Annotated in this window: 12 protein-coding genes; 2 read left to right on the top strand and 10 right to left on the bottom strand. The window is 74.6% G+C overall.

All coding sequences use genetic code 11. The annotated features are described in order from the left end of the window. Nucleotides 1-260: 260 nt before the first annotated feature. Entirely contained in the window at nucleotides 261-728 is a 468-nt protein-coding gene (locus ACIPYS_RS01800) for an RDD family protein (RefSeq protein ID WP_400741888.1), read from the top strand. Between the two features lie 106 nt (nucleotides 729-834). On the opposite strand, the gene ACIPYS_RS01805 is transcribed toward ACIPYS_RS01800, so the two are convergent. The 7 genes from ACIPYS_RS01805 to ACIPYS_RS01835 all read right to left on the bottom strand — a co-directional run bounded on the left by ACIPYS_RS01805 (nucleotide 835) and on the right by ACIPYS_RS01835 (nucleotide 8,742). After that, nucleotides 835-1,536, bottom strand: coding sequence for a DUF4191 domain-containing protein (locus ACIPYS_RS01805; protein WP_400741891.1), 702 nt, complete (start codon nucleotides 1,534-1,536; stop codon nucleotides 835-837). Between the two features lie 193 nt (nucleotides 1,537-1,729). Continuing rightward, nucleotides 1,730-1,951 carry a hypothetical protein gene (locus ACIPYS_RS01810; protein ID WP_093862298.1) on the bottom strand — a complete coding sequence of 74 codons (222 nt, stop codon included), beginning with the start codon at nucleotides 1,949-1,951 and terminating at the stop codon, nucleotides 1,730-1,732. A gap of 235 nt (nucleotides 1,952-2,186) precedes the next feature. After that, nucleotides 2,187-3,185, bottom strand: coding sequence for a lipoyl synthase (gene lipA, locus ACIPYS_RS01815; RefSeq protein WP_093862299.1), 999 nt, complete (start codon nucleotides 3,183-3,185; stop codon nucleotides 2,187-2,189). 190 nt (nucleotides 3,186-3,375) lie between these two features. Beyond that, nucleotides 3,376-4,146 carry a lipoyl(octanoyl) transferase LipB gene (gene lipB, locus ACIPYS_RS01820; RefSeq protein WP_400742824.1) on the bottom strand — a complete coding sequence of 257 codons (771 nt, stop codon included), beginning with the start codon at nucleotides 4,144-4,146 and terminating at the stop codon, nucleotides 3,376-3,378. 107 nt (nucleotides 4,147-4,253) lie between these two features. Next, nucleotides 4,254-6,302 (bottom strand): helix-turn-helix domain-containing protein, encoded by a 2,049-nt coding sequence (locus ACIPYS_RS01825; protein ID WP_400741896.1) that lies wholly within the window; start codon nucleotides 6,300-6,302, stop codon nucleotides 4,254-4,256. 130 nt (nucleotides 6,303-6,432) lie between these two features. Then, a complete protein-coding gene (locus ACIPYS_RS01830; protein ID WP_400741899.1) occupies nucleotides 6,433-7,815 on the bottom strand; it encodes an MFS transporter in 1,383 nt (460 codons plus the stop codon). A 165-nt stretch (nucleotides 7,816-7,980) separates the two neighbouring features. After that, entirely contained in the window at nucleotides 7,981-8,742 is a 762-nt protein-coding gene (locus ACIPYS_RS01835; protein WP_093862302.1) for a 3-hydroxybutyrate dehydrogenase, read from the bottom strand. 309 nt (nucleotides 8,743-9,051) lie between these two features. Between ACIPYS_RS01835 and ACIPYS_RS01840 the strand changes: the two genes are divergently transcribed. Next, nucleotides 9,052-10,968, top strand: a complete 1,917-nt coding sequence (locus tag ACIPYS_RS01840) for a regulator (RefSeq protein WP_400741903.1) — start codon at nucleotides 9,052-9,054, stop codon at nucleotides 10,966-10,968. 28 nt (nucleotides 10,969-10,996) lie between these two features. Here ACIPYS_RS01840 and ACIPYS_RS01845 read toward each other — a convergent pair whose 3' ends face one another. From ACIPYS_RS01845 to ACIPYS_RS01855, 3 genes are all read right to left on the bottom strand, one after another. Then, complete coding sequence (locus ACIPYS_RS01845; protein ID WP_400741906.1) at nucleotides 10,997-12,229, bottom strand: cation:proton antiporter; 1,233 nt, start codon at nucleotides 12,227-12,229, stop codon at nucleotides 10,997-10,999. Nucleotides 12,230-12,483: 254 nt separating this feature from the next. Then, on the bottom strand, nucleotides 12,484-13,812 hold the full coding sequence (locus tag ACIPYS_RS01850; RefSeq protein ID WP_231977809.1) for an NAD(P)/FAD-dependent oxidoreductase: 1,329 nt from the start codon (nucleotides 13,810-13,812) through the stop codon (nucleotides 12,484-12,486). Nucleotides 13,813-14,287: 475 nt separating this feature from the next. After that, entirely contained in the window at nucleotides 14,288-15,193 is a 906-nt protein-coding gene (locus ACIPYS_RS01855) for a TIGR01777 family oxidoreductase (protein WP_400741910.1), read from the bottom strand. Nucleotides 15,194-15,230: the final 37 nt, after the last annotated feature.

Genomic DNA, 15,230 nt, shown 5'->3' on the forward strand with positions numbered 1-15,230 from the left:
ACCATAGGAATGGGCCGTTTCCGGCCGGTGACCCAGTCGTTTCCTGAATGTTAACCGGCGTGGTCGTGCGGGTGGCAAAGCCGTACGGTCATGGACAAAACGCCTTGCCCGGCCAGGTGGGGGAGGTGAAGTGGTCTGGACCACTTGGGAGCGCCGGGGGAAAGCCGCGGGCGGCCGATTCACTCTCCGGTGGCGGGCGGCACGGCTCGGGCCGGGGAGGCGGTGGCCGCTCCCGGCGTTCGCCCGGTTAATGTGGATTCGTGGACACCAGAGAAGCGTTGGGATCGTGGATCGACGGCCCGAAGGCGGCCGCCGAGAAGATGGGAGCCGACTTCGGCTACCGCGGTGAGCGCCTCGGACTGCCCAAGGAGGGTTCCGGCTCGATCGCCGGCCCGGGCCGCCGGCTGGGTGCCCTGTTCGTCGACGGCTGGCTGGTGGCCCTGGTCGCCTACGGGCTGCTCGGCAACGGCTCCGCGGGCTCGGCGAACATGTGGACCACTCCGCTGCTCTTCGCCGTCATCGTGCTGCTGCTCTCGACCACCGGGACGACCTTCGGCAAGCGGCTGTTCGGCCTGCGGGTGGTCCGGCTCGACGGCGGCCGGGCGACCATCCCGCAGGTGCTGCTGCGGACGGCGCTGCTCTTCCTGGTGGTGCCGGCCCTGGTCTGGGACCGCGACACCCGGGGGCTGCACGACAAGGCGGTCGGCACCGTCGAGGTGCGGGTCTGAGAGCCTCCGGGCCCGGGCCCGAGTCGGCCGCGAGGGCCGGAACGCCGAACGGCCCCGCCGCGGAAGCTCCGCGGCGGGGCCGTTCTGGTGTCGACGGGGGAGGGGCTCAGCGAACCTGGCCGCCCTTGGGCATCCGGGCGCCCTTGGGCATCGGGCCCTTGGGGATGGGCGCCTTGGAGAGCAGGTCGCCGAGCGCGCGCAGCCGGTCGTTGGTCTCGGTGACCTGGGCGGGCGTGATGGCGCGCGGCAGACGCATCAGGTGGATCTGCAGCTTCTTGAGGGGGACCTCGTCCTTGCCGTCGCCCACCACGATGTCGTGCACCGGTACGCCGTCGCCGACGACCCGGGCCATCTTCTTCTTCTCGGACGCGAGCAGCTGGCGGACCCGGTTCGGGTTGCCCTCACCGATCAGCGCGATGCCGGCCCGGCCGACGGCGCGGTAGACCGCGTCCTGGCTGCGGGTGACGGCCACCGGGGTGGAGCTCGCGCTCCAGCCGCGCCGGATGTTGTTCAGCACGGCGGCGACGGCACCCGGCTGCCCCTCCATCTGCCCGAACGCCGCGCGCTCCGCCCGGCGCCCGAAGACGATCGCCATGGCCAGGAAGGCCACGATGAAGCCCAGGATGCCCAGGTAGACGGGGTGCTCGATCGCGAAACCGATGGCCAGGAACACGCCGAAGGTCAGCAGGCCGACGCCGGCGATGATCAGGCCGATCTTGGTGTCGACCTTCTTGGTCATGGTGTATGCCAGGCGGATCTGCTTCAGTCGCCCGGGGTTCTCGGATGTTTCCCTCGCCATAACGCTCATGGTACGTGGCGCGGGTACGGGATATCCAAGCCCGGGTACCCGTTCGCCCCGAACCGTGACCCGGCTGCCCCTGTTCCGCCCGGTGTTCCGGCCCCCCGGAGTGCGCCTGAAGTGCTCCCGGAGTGCCCCCGGAACACCCCCGAACGACCTCCGATCGGTCCCCGGAGCGCCCGCCCCGGCCCGCCCGCCCTCGTCAGCGGCGCGCGGCCTTCGCCGGGGCGCCCGCCGGTCCCCCCGCCGGGGCGCCCACCGGTCCGCCGTCGAGCTCCCGCGCCGCCGCGTGCCTGCGGTTCTCGCAGACGGCGGCCCAGGCGTTCCGCCGCGCCTGGCGCTGTCCGCCCGCCAGCAGCACGCTCTCGGCCAGCCGGAGCGCGGTGCCCACCGACCGGAGTTCCACCCGGAAATCGACCCGCATGCCGAAACAGCTCCCCTCGGACCGAGCGGACGCGCGGGCGGACCCGTGACCGGATGCGCGCGGAGGTGCGGTCGTGCTCGGAGGTGTGGCCGAGAAAAATCGAACACTCTTGGAGACGCCATCGTCCCCACTCCGTGTTACCAGTCCGTGACCAGGTGGTCAAAGTCCGGTGAAGCGAAAGGGGCGGAGCCGAAGCCCCGCCCCTCCGATGGCGTGAAACCGTCGCCGCTGCCCGTCAGACCGCCGCGACGGGGGTCGTGGCGGCAGGAGCCGCGGCGGCGGTCCCGTTCTGGCGCTCACGGTGCTCCAGCGCCTGCCGGTACAGCCGCCCGGCGCGGTACGAGGAGCGGACCAGCGGTCCGGACATGACCCCGGCGAAGCCGAGCTCCTCGGCCTCCTGCTGCAGCTCGACGAACTCGTGCGGCTTGACCCACCGCTCCACCGGGTGGTGGCGCAGCGACGGCCGCAGGTACTGGGTGATGGTGATCAGCTCGCAGCCGGCCCCGACCAGGTCGGCCAGCGCCTGGCTGACCTCCTCGCGGGTCTCGCCCATGCCCAGGATCAGGTTGGACTTGGTGACCAGCCCGGCCTCGCGCGCCTGGGTGATGACGTTCAGCGAGCGCTCGTAGCGGAACGCCGGGCGGATCCGCTTGAAGATCCGCGGCACGGTCTCGACGTTGTGCGCCAGCACCTCGGGGCGGGAGGAGAAGACCTCGGCCAGCTGCTCCGGCACCGCGTTGAAGTCCGGGATCAGCAGCTCGACGCCGGTGCGTCCGGCCTCGCGGGAGGCGGTCATCGCGTGCACCTGGCGCACGGTCTCCGCGTACAGCCAGGCGCCGCCGTCCGGCAGGTCGTCGCGGGCGACGCCGGTGATGGTGGCGTAGTTGAGGTCCATGGTGACGATGGACTCGGCGACGCGGCGGGGCTCGTCCCGGTCGAAGTCGGCGGGCTTGCCGGTGTCGATCTGGCAGAAGTCGCAGCGGCGGGTGCACTGGTCGCCGCCGATGAGGAAGGTCGCCTCGCGGTCCTCCCAGCACTCGAAGATGTTGGGGCAGCCGGCCTCCTGGCAGACCGTGTGCAGCCCCTCCTTCTTCACCAGCGACTGGAGGGCGTTGTACTCCGGCCCCATCTTCGCGCGGGTCTTGATCCACTCGGGCTTCCGCTCGATGGGGGTCTCGCTGTTGCGGACCTCCAGGCGGAGCAGCTTCCTGCCGTCGGGCGCGACAGCGGACACGTGCGACTCCTAGAACTAGACGGGGTACCCCCAGGGTACGCCTGTGCTTGTACGGCCTTCGCCGGGGCGGTGACCCCGCAATCGCAGGGCAACAGGGCTACCGGCAAGTAGATTCCCGGGCGCCAGCGCGCGGACGCGCGAACGCGCCGAACCGGACATCCGGACCCGGGATCCGGCCCGGCGTCCGGGCTCAGCGCCCGGCCACCGGCTCCGGCAGCTCGGCGAGCACCTCGGCGAGGTGCTTCTCGACCAGCGGCAGCGCCTCGGCGACCGGCAGGGTCCGCCCGAGCTCGCCGGCCAGCGACGCGACCCCGGCGTCCCGGATGCCGCAGGGCACGATCCGGTCGAACCAGGTCATGTCCGGGTCGCAGTTCAGCGCGAAGCCGTGCATGGTCACCCCGCGCGCGACCCGGACGCCGATCGCGGCCAGCTTGCGGTCGTCGCCGCGCTGGCCCGCGTTGGACGGCGCGTACTCCGGACCGGCCAGTCGGGGGTCGATGCCCAGCGGCAGGCCCATCCGCAGGGTGAGCCTGCCGATGTCCACGACCTGCGCGGGGTCCACCACCGCGTCCGGGATGTCCCCGCCCAGCACCCAGACACCGCTGCGGCCCTCGACCCGGGTGGTCTCCACGCCGAACGCGCCGCAGGCCCGGATCAGCGCCTCCTCCAGCCGCCGCACGTACGCGATCACGTCGATCGGGTCGGGCAGCTTCACGATCGGGTAGCCGACCAGCTGGCCGGGGCCGTGCCAGGTGATCTCGCCGCCCCGGTTCACCTCGACCACCGGGGTGCCGTCCAGCGGCAGGTCCGCCGGATTGGTGCGCTTGCCCATGGTGTACACGGGCTGGTGCTCCAGCAGCAGCACCGTGTCGGGGATCTCGTCGGCGACCCGGAGGGCGTGCAGCCGCTGCTGCTCCTCCCAGGCCTCCTGGTACGGGACGGCACCCTCGCCGATGCCCATCCGGACGAACCGAACGTTCTCGCTCACCGCTGCTGCTCCTTGCCAGGCGTTCGAGACCAACCTCGCCACTGTACGCCCCGGCCCGTACGGACCGTCCAGGTCCCCGCTCAGGCCCCGGAGAGCAGCTGGAGCCGCAGGGCCAGCTGGAGTTCCAGCGAGCGCTCGGGACCGTTCCAGTCCCCGCCCAGCAGCACCTCGACCCGGTCCAGCCGCTGGACGACGGTGTTCACATGGACGTGCAGCTCGTCCTTCGCCCGGGTGAGGCTGCCGCCGCAGTCGAAGTACGCGCGCAGGGTGCGGACCAGTTCGGTGCCGCGCCGGGCGTCGTAGTCCAGCAGCGGCCCCAGCGTCGCGGCGACGAATCCGGAGACGTCGTGGCCGTCGCCGAGCAGCACCCCGAGGAAACCGAGCGACCCCGCGGAGGCGCCCTCCCCGTCCCGGCCGAGCACCCGCAGCGCCCGGACGCAGCGCAGCCCCTCGGCGTACGCGGTGGCCAGCGCGACCGGCCCGGCGGCGGGGCGGCCGGCGCCCACCGTGACCGGGAAGCCCGCCAGCCGGGCCAGCCGCTCGGCGGCCTGTTCCGCCGCCCGCTGGGCGACGTCCCCGGCCGCGGCCCGGCCTGCCGTCGCCGCCCCGAGCGGTGCCCCGGCCTCCCGCGACGCCCCGGGCTCCCGCGACGCCCCGACGTCGGCCGCGGTCCCGTCCCCGGCCCCGCCGCCACCCCCGTCCGGCACCAGCAGCACCACCGCCTCGCCGTGCTCGGCACTGATGCCCCGCGCGCCGAACAGGTACCGCCCTGCCGCCCCCGCCAGCCGCGAGCGAACGGCACCCGCACCCGCACCCGCACCCCCGCCGGCCCCGCCGCGCCCCGGCTCGGCGACCAGCACCAGGTGCGGCCGGCCGAGATCGATTCCCAGTCGGCGCCCCCGCGCGGTCAGCCCGGCCGGATCCCGGTCGGGAGCGGTGAGCAGGTCGGCCAGCAGCTCGCCGCGGACCCGGTTCTCCGTCTCGGCGACCGACCGCCGCAGCAGCAGGAGCAGTGCGGTCACCACCCCGGCCCGTTCGAACAGCCTGCGGTCGGCGTCGTCGAGGTCCGGCCTGCCGCGCAGCACCAGCGTGCCGAGCTGCTCCTGCCCGGCCAGCACGGCGCACACCCACGCCCCGCCGTGGCGCACCGCCCGCCCCTCGGCCCGGGACGCCGCCGCCGCCTCGGCCGGCCCGGCGCCGGGCGCGGCGGCCCGGCCGGCGAGCGGCTCGCCCTCGGCGTCCAGTACGGCTATCCCCCCGCCGAGCAGGGCGGCCACGGCCGCGGCGACGTCCGGAACCTCGGCCCCGCGCAGGACCAGGTCGGTGAGCCGGTCGTGGCCGCGCTGGGCCCGCTGGACGGCGGCGGAGTGGGCGCGGATCAGCTCGTTGGCGCTGTTCAGCTCGGCGAGCGCGGCCCGGGTGTCGGCGAGCGCCTTGGCGGTGTCCAGCGCGATCGCGGCGTGCGCGGCCAGGGTGCAGAGCAGCGCGACCTCGTCGGGGGAGAACGCGCGGGGCGAGCGGTCGGCGGCGAACAGCACCCCGATCACCCGCCCGCCGAGCAGCAGCGGGACACCGATGATCGCCACCAGGCCCTCGTCGACCACGCCCGCGTCGATGACGTCGGTGTGGTGGAAGCGGTCGTCGCTGCGGTAGTCGGGGGTGGCGTACGGACGGGCGCTCTGCGCGACCAGGCCGCCGAGGCCGTCGCCGAGGCTGAGCCGCAGGGTCTGGAAGAGGACCGAGACCGAGCCGTCGGTGACCCGCATGTAGGTGTCGCCGGCGGCCTCGTCCGGGAGGGTGAGGTAGGCGGTGTCGGTGCCCAGCAGCATCCGGGCCCGGCGGACGATCGCCTGCAGGACGGCGTCGAGGTCGCGGGAGGCCGCGAGGTCGCCGGCGGTGTCGAAGAGGGCGGTCAGTTCGGCCTCCCGGCGCCGGTGCTGGCGCAGGGTCCGGTGGACCCTCAGCGCTTGCCAGGTCGCGTCGTCGATCTCGCCCAGTACGTCGGCGGGCGCGCCCCGGCGGCGCGCGTCGGCCAGTACGTCGGCGAAGTCCTCGGTGGCGGCGCCGGAGGCGAGCAGGTCCAGCAGCCGCCGCAGTGCCGGCGCCGAGCCGGCGTGGAGGTCGTTCATGGTACGGCCGCCAATCGGCAGTGGGTGTTCGTGTCCCGGGGAGGGAAGCGCGATGCTAGCCGCTCGGCCCGGGCGGCCGTAGCCCGCCGGCGCCCGTACGGTGACGGGCGCCGACGGGCCGGACGGTGCGTCAGGCGGTGGCCGCCTTCGCCACCGTCGCCGCTCCCGGCTCCGCGCCGTCCTCGGCCGGCCGGGCGCCCGTCACCTCCGCCAGGTCGTGCCCGCGGGTCTCCCGCCCGCACAGCACCGCCAGGACGGTGATCGCGGTGGCGATCGCCACGTACACCGAGATCGGGGTCGAGCTGCCGTAGTCCTTCAGCAGCGCGGTGGCGATCAGCGGCGCGGGGGCGCCGGCGGCCACCGAGGCGAACTGTGCGCCGATCGACGCGCCCGAGTAGCGCATCCGGGTGGCGAACAGCTCGGAGAAGAAGGCGGCCTGGGGTGCGTACATGGCGCTGTGGAAGACGAGTCCGACCGTCACCGCGAGCACCAGGGAGCCGAACGAGCCGGTGTCCACCATCCCGAAGAAGACGAACGCCCACACCCCGACGCCGACCGCGCCCACCAGGTACACCGGTTTGCGTCCGACCCGGTCGGAGAGCGCCCCGAACACCGGGATCAGCGCGAACTGGACCGCCGAGGCGATCAGGACCGCGTTCAGGGCGGTCTGCTTGGGGAAGTGCACGTGCGAGACGGCGTACGCGAGCACAAAGGTGGTCATCACGTAGTACGAGATGTTCTCCGCCATCCGTGCGCCCATCGCGACCAGCACCTCGCGCCAGTGGTGCCGCAGGACCCCGACCAGGGGCGGCTGTTCGGCCTTGCCGCGTGCGGCCGCCCGGGCCAGTGCCTCCTTGAACAGCGGCGACTCGTCCACGGCCAGCCGGATCCACAGGCCGACCCCGACCAGCACCGCCGAGAGCAGGAACGGCACCCGCCAGCCCCAGGCCAGGAACGTCGCCTCCGACTGGATGCCCGTCAGCAGCGAGAGCACACCGGCCGCCAACAGGTTCCCGGCCGGGGCACCGCCCTGCGGCCAGGACGCCCAGAAGCCGCGCCGCCGGGCGTCGCCGTGCTCCGACACCAGCAGCACCGCGCCGCCCCACTCGCCGCCGAGGGCGAAGCCCTGCACCAGCCGCAGCAGCGTCAGCAGCACCGGCGCCGTCACCCCGACCGACGAGTAGGTCGGCAGGCACCCGATCAGCGTGGTCGAGCCGCCCATCAGCAGCAGGCTGACCACCAGCAGCCGCTTGCGGCCGACCCGGTCCCCGAAGTGTCCGAAGACCAGCGCCCCGAGCGGGCGCGCCGCGAACCCGATCGCGTAGGTGAGGAACGACAGCAGCGTGCCGGTCAGCGGGTCGCTGTTCGGGAAGAACACCTTCCCGAACACCAGGGCCGCGGCTGTTCCGTAGAGGAAGTAGTCGTACCACTCGATGGTGGTACCGATCAGGCTCGCCGCCACGACTCTGGGCAGTGAGCGGCTCCGTGCTCGATCCGAGACGGCGGTTGTCATGGGGTCACCACTTCCGGGCCGGGGACAGGACAGGACGGGGGAGGGACAGCGGGGGAGGAGCGGGGACGTCGCCACAAGGTAGGGAGCCGCGGTGTCCCGGACTATGTGACCGGCCGACATACCCGGCTCCGCCGACATGGTCGGAGGAACCATCACCTCCTCCGCTCAGTGCGCCGTCCAGGCGCCGTCGAGCGGGAGCGAGGCGCCGGTGAGGCAGGCGGCGTGCGGGAGGCACAGGTAGAGCGCGAGCCGGGCGACCTCGACGGGCTCGATGAGGCGCTTGACGGCGGTGCGTTCGAGCAGCACGCGCTCGACGACCTCCTCCTCGGGCACGCCGTGCGCCACCGCCTGGGCGGCGATCTGGTGCTCCACCAGGGGGGTGCGGACGTAACCGGGGTTGATGCAGTTGCTGGTGACGCCGTGCGGCGCGCCCTCCAGGGCGACGGTCTTGCTGAGGCCCTCCAGGGCGTGCTTGGCGGTCACGTAGGCGGATTTGAAGGGGCTCGCCCGCAGCCCGTGGACGGAGGAGATGTTGACGACCCGGCCCCACCGCCGCGCGTACATGTGGGGGAGGGTGCGGCGCAGGATGCGGAACGGGGCCTCGACCATCACCCGCTGGATCTGGACGAAGCGTTCGGGCGGGAACTCGTGCACGGGGGCGACGTGCTGGAGGCCGGCGTTGTTGACCACGATGTCGGCGTCGGCCGGCAGGGCCTCCACGGCCTCCGGATCGGCGAGGTCGGTGACGTGCGCGACGCCGCCGATCCGCTCGGCCAGCCGGCGGGCGGGGTCGGCGGCGAGGTCGACCACGTGGACCCGGGCACCGGCCCCGGCGAGGACCTCGGCACAGGCCCGGCCGATGCCGGAGGCGGCCCCGGTGACCAGGGCGGTGCGGCCGTCGAGCGGGCGGGCTGAAGTGGTGTCCATGGCCGAGAACGGTAGGAACCCGACGGCCGGGCTCCCATGTGGTGGTCCTCCACAGCACCAGGGAGAACAGTGGCGTTCTCCGCCATGACGGTCGACGGCCGGAAGACGCCCCGAAAGCCAAACCCGCCCTGAGGGGTCTTCCCCACAATGGGCGCGGATGCTTCACCCGTTCGGAGGATTGCTCGGTCAGAACCACCCATAGCGCCCGAATGCTCGCTACATTCACGCCGATTCCCGACAGGGGGCGTCGCCACAGGCAGCCGAACCGCTGGTGGAGCCGGTGCGGCGTCCGAGAGGTGTTGACTGACTATGCCCCAAAGGCCTGCAACCGACAGCCCGGCGTACGGACCGCTCGACCCGCTCGACCAGCACCGGGGTCCGGTCGGCCGGGCCCTTCCGGACGCCCCCGACGCCCCGGCCGCCGACGAACTGCGGTTGCCCGAGCAGGCCACGCCCGACCGGCACGCCCTCGACCGGCCCGGTCCGGACCGGCACGCGCCCGCCGCGGAGCGGCACGCGCCCGGCCAGTCACCGCCGGCGCGGACCGTTCCCGCCCGGCCCGAGCGCCACGTCCCCGAGCGGGCGCCCGCCGAACGGCACCAGACGGCCGGCACCCAGAACCTCCACCTGGCCGCCCTGATCGAGGAGGCCGGCTTCTCGCACGCCGGCCTGGCCCGCCGGGTCGACCAGCTCGGCCTGGAGCACGGCCTCGACCTGCGCTACGACAAGACCTCGGTGACCCGCTGGCTCCGCGGCCAGCAGCCCCGCGGCGCCACCCCGGCCCTGATCGCGGAGGTGTTCACCCGACGGCTCGGCCGCCGCCTCACCGCGCAGGACCTCGGCCTGGACGCCTGTGCCCCGGTCTACGCGGGCCTGGAGTTCGCCGAGACGCCGCAGGAAGCGGTGGACATCGTCGCGAGCATGTGGCGCAAGGACAACGGACCGCAGTCCGAGCTGCGCCGGATCGCCTTCACCCCGGCCGGCCTGGTGGTGCCGAGCCGGGACTGGCTGATCGGCCGGACCGACGAACGGGTCGCCCGTGACGGCTCCACCCTGGCCCGGCCCGACCCGGGGACGGACGCGCCGGCCGGCCCCGCGACGCGCGGCCAGGCCGCCCCGGGTGCCCAGGCCGCCCGGACCGCCGCCACCGCGGCCGGTCCCGCCGGTGGACCGGCCGCCGCGCCCGCGGGCGGCCCGACGACCGGCCCCGCCGCCGGGGCGGCCGCGTTCGGGGCCCGGGTGCCCACCCAGAGCCGCCGCCCGCCGATCGCGGTCGAGCCGCCGTTCCAGGACCCGGCCCGTGACCCGCGCCCGGCCCTGCGCGTCGGCCGGGGCGACATCGCCGCCATCCGCGCCGTCGGCGACCTGTTCCGCGCGCTGGACCACGCCTACGGCGGCGGCCACGCCCGCCAGGCGCTGGTCCGCTACCTGGAGAGCGAGGCCGAGCCGATGCTGCGCGGCCGCTACGGCGAGCAGATCGGCCGGGCCCTGTTCGGCGCGGTCGCCGACCTGACCCGGCTGGCCGGCTGGACGAGCTTCGACATCGCCGCGCACGGTCTGGCCCAGCGCTACTTCGTCCAGGCCCTGCGGCTCTCCCAGGCCGCCGGGGACCGCGCGCTCGGCGGGTACGTCCTGGTGACGATGAGCCAGCAGGCCGTGCACCTCGGCCACGGCCGGGAGGCCGTCCAACTGGCCCGGGTGGCCCAGCAGGGGGTGGGCACGGCGGTGCCGCCGACCGTGCAGGCGCTGCTGCACGCGGCCGAGGCGCGCGGGCACGGGCTGCTCGGCGACGTCCGCTCCTGCACCACGGCGCTGGTCCGGGCCGAACGGGCGCTGGCGGCGGCCCGCACCGGCGACGAACTGCCGGCCTGGGCACGGTTCTTCGACGAGGCGCAGCTCTCGGACGAGTTCGCGCACTGCTACCGGGACCTCCAGCAGTGGCGGACGGCCGCCCAGCACGCCGAGAAGTCGCTGCGGCTGCGTTCGCCCGCCTATGCCCGGAGCCGGATCTTCTGCCGGCTCGTGCTGGCCACCGCCAGGCTCGGCATGGGGGACCTCGACGAGGCCTGCGGCATGGCGACCGACGCCCTGCGGGCGGCGGGGGAGATGCGCTCGGCCCGGTCGCTGGAGTACGTGCGCGACTTCCACCGCCGCCTCACGCCCTACCGGGGAAGCCCGGTGGCCCGGGCGTTCGAGGAGACGGCCCGTCAGGCGGGGGTGATCTGAACCGGGGGCTCCGACCGGACCGGCGGAGTCACCAGCTCTCGGCGTTCACCCGCGGCCGGTCGCCCTCCACGGCGGCCGGCGGCCGGACGTCCCCGCGCAGCCGCTGCGCGGCCAGCGGGAACAGCAGTACGGAGAACATGCCCGCACCGACCAGGGCCGCCGAGGTGGAGGACGGCAGATGGCCGGCGTCCACCTCGATCGTGGTGATCACCACGACCAGCGGCAGCGCCGTCGAGGCGTAGAGGCCGAGTGCTCCCCGGTCGCGCCGTCCCAGGCCGGCGGGGGCGAGCAGCGCCGCGGGCAGCCCGCGCACGGCCAGCAGCAGGAGCAGGAAGACCGGGACGAGCAGCAGGGTGCCCGGATCGCCGAGCAGCGCGTCCAGATCGAAGTTCATCCCGCTGACCACGAAGAACACCGGGACGAGGAAGCCGAAGCCGATGCCCTCCAGCTTGGCCTCGATCACCTCCTCGGCCTCCTCGGGGATGTCGGAGAGCAGCAGCCGGGAGACGATGCCGGCGGTGAACGCGCCGAGCAGCATGTCGAGTTCCAGCCAGATGGCGGCGGCCACCATGGTCGCGAGCACCAGGATCACGGTCCGGACGGCGAACTGGCCGGAGGTGCGCAGGGTGCGGCGGATCAGCCGGGTCATCCAGGCCGGTCGCGGCCGCCGGGCGCCGCCGACGGCGACGGCGGTGATGACCGCGAAGGCGGCCAGGATCAGGGCGGTGCGGCCCGCGCTGTTGCCGCTGAGCAGGACCGCGACGGCGATGATCGGCCCGAACTCGCCGACCGCGCCGGTGGCCATGACCAGCGCGCCGAACGGGGTGGGAAGTTCTCCGGCGTCGCGCAGGATCGGCAGGATGGTGCCGAGCGCGGTGGTGGTCAGGACGAGCCCGGTGAAGGCGCCGTCCAGGGGGTCCGGGTTGACGATCGCGCCCACGACGAGGGCGACCGCCACGGTGATCAGCCACGCGGTGCCGGCCCGGCGCAGCGGTCCGCCGCGCAGTTTGGCGAAGTCGATCTCGTAGCCGGCCAGGAACATCAGCATCGCCAGACCGAACTGCGACAGCGCGTCGATCAGGTCGTCCACGTGCACCCAGTTCAGCAGGTCGGGGCCGATCAGCACGCCGAGCAGGAGTTCGAACACGACGGTGGGGACGGCGAGCCAGCGCAGCAGCCGGTCGGCGATCAGCGGGGCGGCCACCGCGGCGGCGGGGACCAGGATCAGCGAGAGCGGCTGGACCTCGAAGTCGGCGCTCACCGGGCGCTCACCGGGCGGCCGACGGAGGTGCGGAGATCGTCCGATCAGCGGTCATATCGGCATATTGGCACGCGGACCGACGCCGTCCGGGCAGCCGGGCCGCGTGCCGCGGTCCGGGCGCACGCACCGCACACACCGCACGCACCGCACACACCGCATGCACCGCATGCACCCCCCGGCACCGCACGCCCGCGTGCACGCCGAGCGGTGCCGGGGGGTGACCCGCACAGGACACCCCCCGGCACCGTCCGTCCTCAGGCCGCCTCCGCCTCCCGTACGGCGATCGGCAGCCCGAGGTCGCGCGCCACGGCCTCGGCCGCGCGCCGCCCCGACACCAGCGCCCCCTGCACGCTGCTGGTGTCCCGGTGGTCGCCGCAGACGTAGAGCCCGGCGAGCAGCCGGACCGGTCGCCGGGTGTTGTGCGGCGGCGGCATGGCGGGCACCGCGTCCGGCAGGTGCCGAACGCTCAGGAAGTGCCAGCCACCGGTCGGTGTGCCGTACAGCTCCGCCAGCCGGGCCCGGACGGCGGGCTCCAGCGCCGCCGGGCCGCCGGCGTCGAAGGTGCGGCGGCCGAGCACGGTGGTGGCGATCAGCGCCTGTCCGGTCGGGGCGTACGAGGGGTGCAGCTCGCTGAGCACCAGCGAGTGCGACACCAGGGACGGCTGCCCGCCCGGCCGGTCGCCGTCCAGCAGCAGGGCCGCCTCCCCCAGGGGGGTGCGGTCGGCCGCGTGGTAGAAGGTCGTGACGGGGTGGAAGTCCGGCAGCCGCAGACCGGGCAGCAGGTCGGCGGCGGAGCGGGGGTCGGTCGCGACGACCACGGCCTGCGCGCCGATCCGCCCGTGGCCGGCGGTCTCCACACCGTCGGCCGCGATCGAGGTGACCCGCACTCCGGTGCGGACGGTGCCGGCGGGCAGCGCGGCGGCCAGCTGGGCCGGCACGGCCGCCATCCCGCCGGCGGGCAGACAGAGCCGGCCGCGCGCGTAGCAGCGGAGCACCAGGTCGGCGACCCGGCTGCTGGTGCCGAGCGCGGGGTCGCTGAGCAGGGCGCCGAGGAGCGGCCGCAGCAGGCCGTCGACGGTGCGCGGGGCGAGGCCCCGGTCGCCGAGGGCCCGGGCGGCGGTGGTCTCCGGCCGGGCCTTCAGCCGGGCGGGCGGGGTGTTGGCGAGGCGGTTGAGCCAGCTGCCGAGCCGCGCCTTGTCCAGCGGGCTGCCCAGCGGTGCCCGGGCGGCGGCCTGCCGGGCGGTGGTCAGCTGCGGGTCCCCGACCCGGTACCGGCGCCCGCCGTTGTGCACGAGCACGCCCGACGTGAGCGGGCGCGGATCGAGGCGGTCGAGGTCGAGCACGCGGCGGGGCTCGGGATAGGCGGTGTTCAGCAGATGGCTGCCGTGGTCGAGCCGGAAGCCGTCGAGTTCGTGGGAGGCCGCTCGGCCCCCGATCCGCTCCGCGGCCTCCAGGACCTGAACGGCGAGGCCGTGGGCGGTGAGTACGCGAGCGGCGGCAAGGCCCGCGAGGCCGGCTCCCACCACGACGACGTCCGGGTCGGACTGTCGGCGGGTGCGGCGAGTGAAGTCGTACGTGGGCACGGGTGGCTCCCTCCCTGGTCCCGGGATTTCGGGCCGGTGCAGGCAGCAGGGTGCTGGGACACGGTCCGACCGGTGTGATGCCCAGTCAGTACGAGCGTCAGACAAGCGCACGGACCCCGAACCCGGTGGGGAAGGGGAGTGGCCGCATCCGGTGGCGGCGCGGTCACGGACTGTCATCCTCCTCGCCCGTGTTTCCGTCCGACGGGCGCGCACGGTCACCAGGGGCGCGCAGCGCGCCCGCCGTGTGCTCCCGTGCGCCCCCTTTCGGAGCCCTGCGCCGCGGTCGCCCGGAGTCCGCCGCGCATATGCCCCTGGCCAGGGCGGACGTCGTAGCGCGTCTACGCGGCGGGGCCGGACGCGACCGCGCGCGCCCGGCCCCTCCCGGGTCGGACTGCCGGACTCGAGGGCCGCCCCGAGCGCCAGGGGGCCGCCCCGAACGTCAGAGGGCCCGAGCGCCAGGGAGCCGCCCCGAACGTCAGAGGGCCGCCCGAGCGGCCGAGTCGACGTCCGGGTGCGCGAAGCGGAAGCCCGCGTCCAGCAGCCGGCGCGGCACCACCCGGTGGCTGCCGACCACCTCGACCGACAGCTCGCCCAGCACCGTGTCCAGTACGGCCTGCGGCACCGGGAACGGCGTCGGTCGGCGCAGCACCCGCCCGAGCGCCGCCGTGAGCTCGGCGTTGGTCACCGGCTCGGGGGCGGTCAGGTTCACCGCCCCGTCGATGTCCTCCCGGTCGATCAGGAAGCGCAGGGCCGCGATCTCGTCGGCGAGCGAGATGAAGCTCCAGTACTGCCGGCCGTCGCCGAGCCGGCCGCCGAGGCCCAGCCGGAAGAGCGGGAAGAGCCGCCCGCCCGCGCCGCCGGCGGCGGAGAGGACCAGCCCCGTGCGCGGGTGCACCACCCGGATCCCGGCCCGCTCGGCCGGCCGGGCGGCGGCCTCCCACTCCACGCAGACCTCCGCCAGGAAGTCGTCCCCGGCGGGCGAGGACTCGTCGATCACCTCGTCCCCGGTCTGCCCGTAGTAGCCGACGGCCGAGGCGCTCACCAGCACCTTCGGCGGTTCGGCCAGTCCGGCCAGGGCGGTCGCCAGGGTCTCGGTGCCCAGGACCCGGCTCTCCCGGATCTCCCGCTTGTAGGACTCGCTCCACCGGCGGTCGCCGACACCGGCGCCCGCCAGGTGCACGACCGCCTCGACCCCGGCCAGCCCGGCCCGGTCGATCTGGCCCAGCAGCGGGTTCCAGCCGATGGCGGTGGTGCCGTCCGGCCGGGGCCCGGTCCGCGAGCGGTGCCGGACCAGCCGCACCACCTCGTGCCCGTCCGCCAGCAGCGAGCCGACGAGTGCCGCGCCGATCAGTCCCGTGGATCCTGTGACCGCGATTCTCATGGGCCCATCCTCGCAGTCGGCCGGAGGCCTTCCGGGG

It is taken from the genome of Kitasatospora sp. NPDC089913, from assembly GCF_044748625.1.
In the GTDB taxonomy this organism is placed as follows: Bacteria; Actinomycetota; Actinomycetes; order Streptomycetales; family Streptomycetaceae; genus Kitasatospora.

Coding starts and splice junctions, on each gene's coding strand:
- ACIPYS_RS01805 (WP_400741891.1), bottom strand. CDS start 1,536: ATGAGCGTTATGGCGAGGGAAACATCCGAGAACCCCGGGCGACTGAAG.
- ACIPYS_RS01810 (WP_093862298.1), bottom strand. CDS start 1,951: ATGCGGGTCGATTTCCGGGTGGAACTCCGGTCGGTGGGCACCGCGCTC.
- lipB (WP_400742824.1), bottom strand. CDS start 4,146: ATGGGCATCGGCGAGGGTGCCGTCCCGTACCAGGAGGCCTGGGAGGAG.
- ACIPYS_RS01825 (WP_400741896.1), bottom strand. CDS start 6,302: ATGAACGACCTCCACGCCGGCTCGGCGCCGGCACTGCGGCGGCTGCTG.
- ACIPYS_RS01830 (WP_400741899.1), bottom strand. CDS start 7,815: ATGACAACCGCCGTCTCGGATCGAGCACGGAGCCGCTCACTGCCCAGA.
- ACIPYS_RS01835 (WP_093862302.1), bottom strand. CDS start 8,742: ATGGACACCACTTCAGCCCGCCCGCTCGACGGCCGCACCGCCCTGGTC.
- ACIPYS_RS01840 (WP_400741903.1), top strand. CDS start 9,052: ATGCCCCAAAGGCCTGCAACCGACAGCCCGGCGTACGGACCGCTCGAC.
- ACIPYS_RS01855 (WP_400741910.1), bottom strand. CDS start 15,193: ATGAGAATCGCGGTCACAGGATCCACGGGACTGATCGGCGCGGCACTC.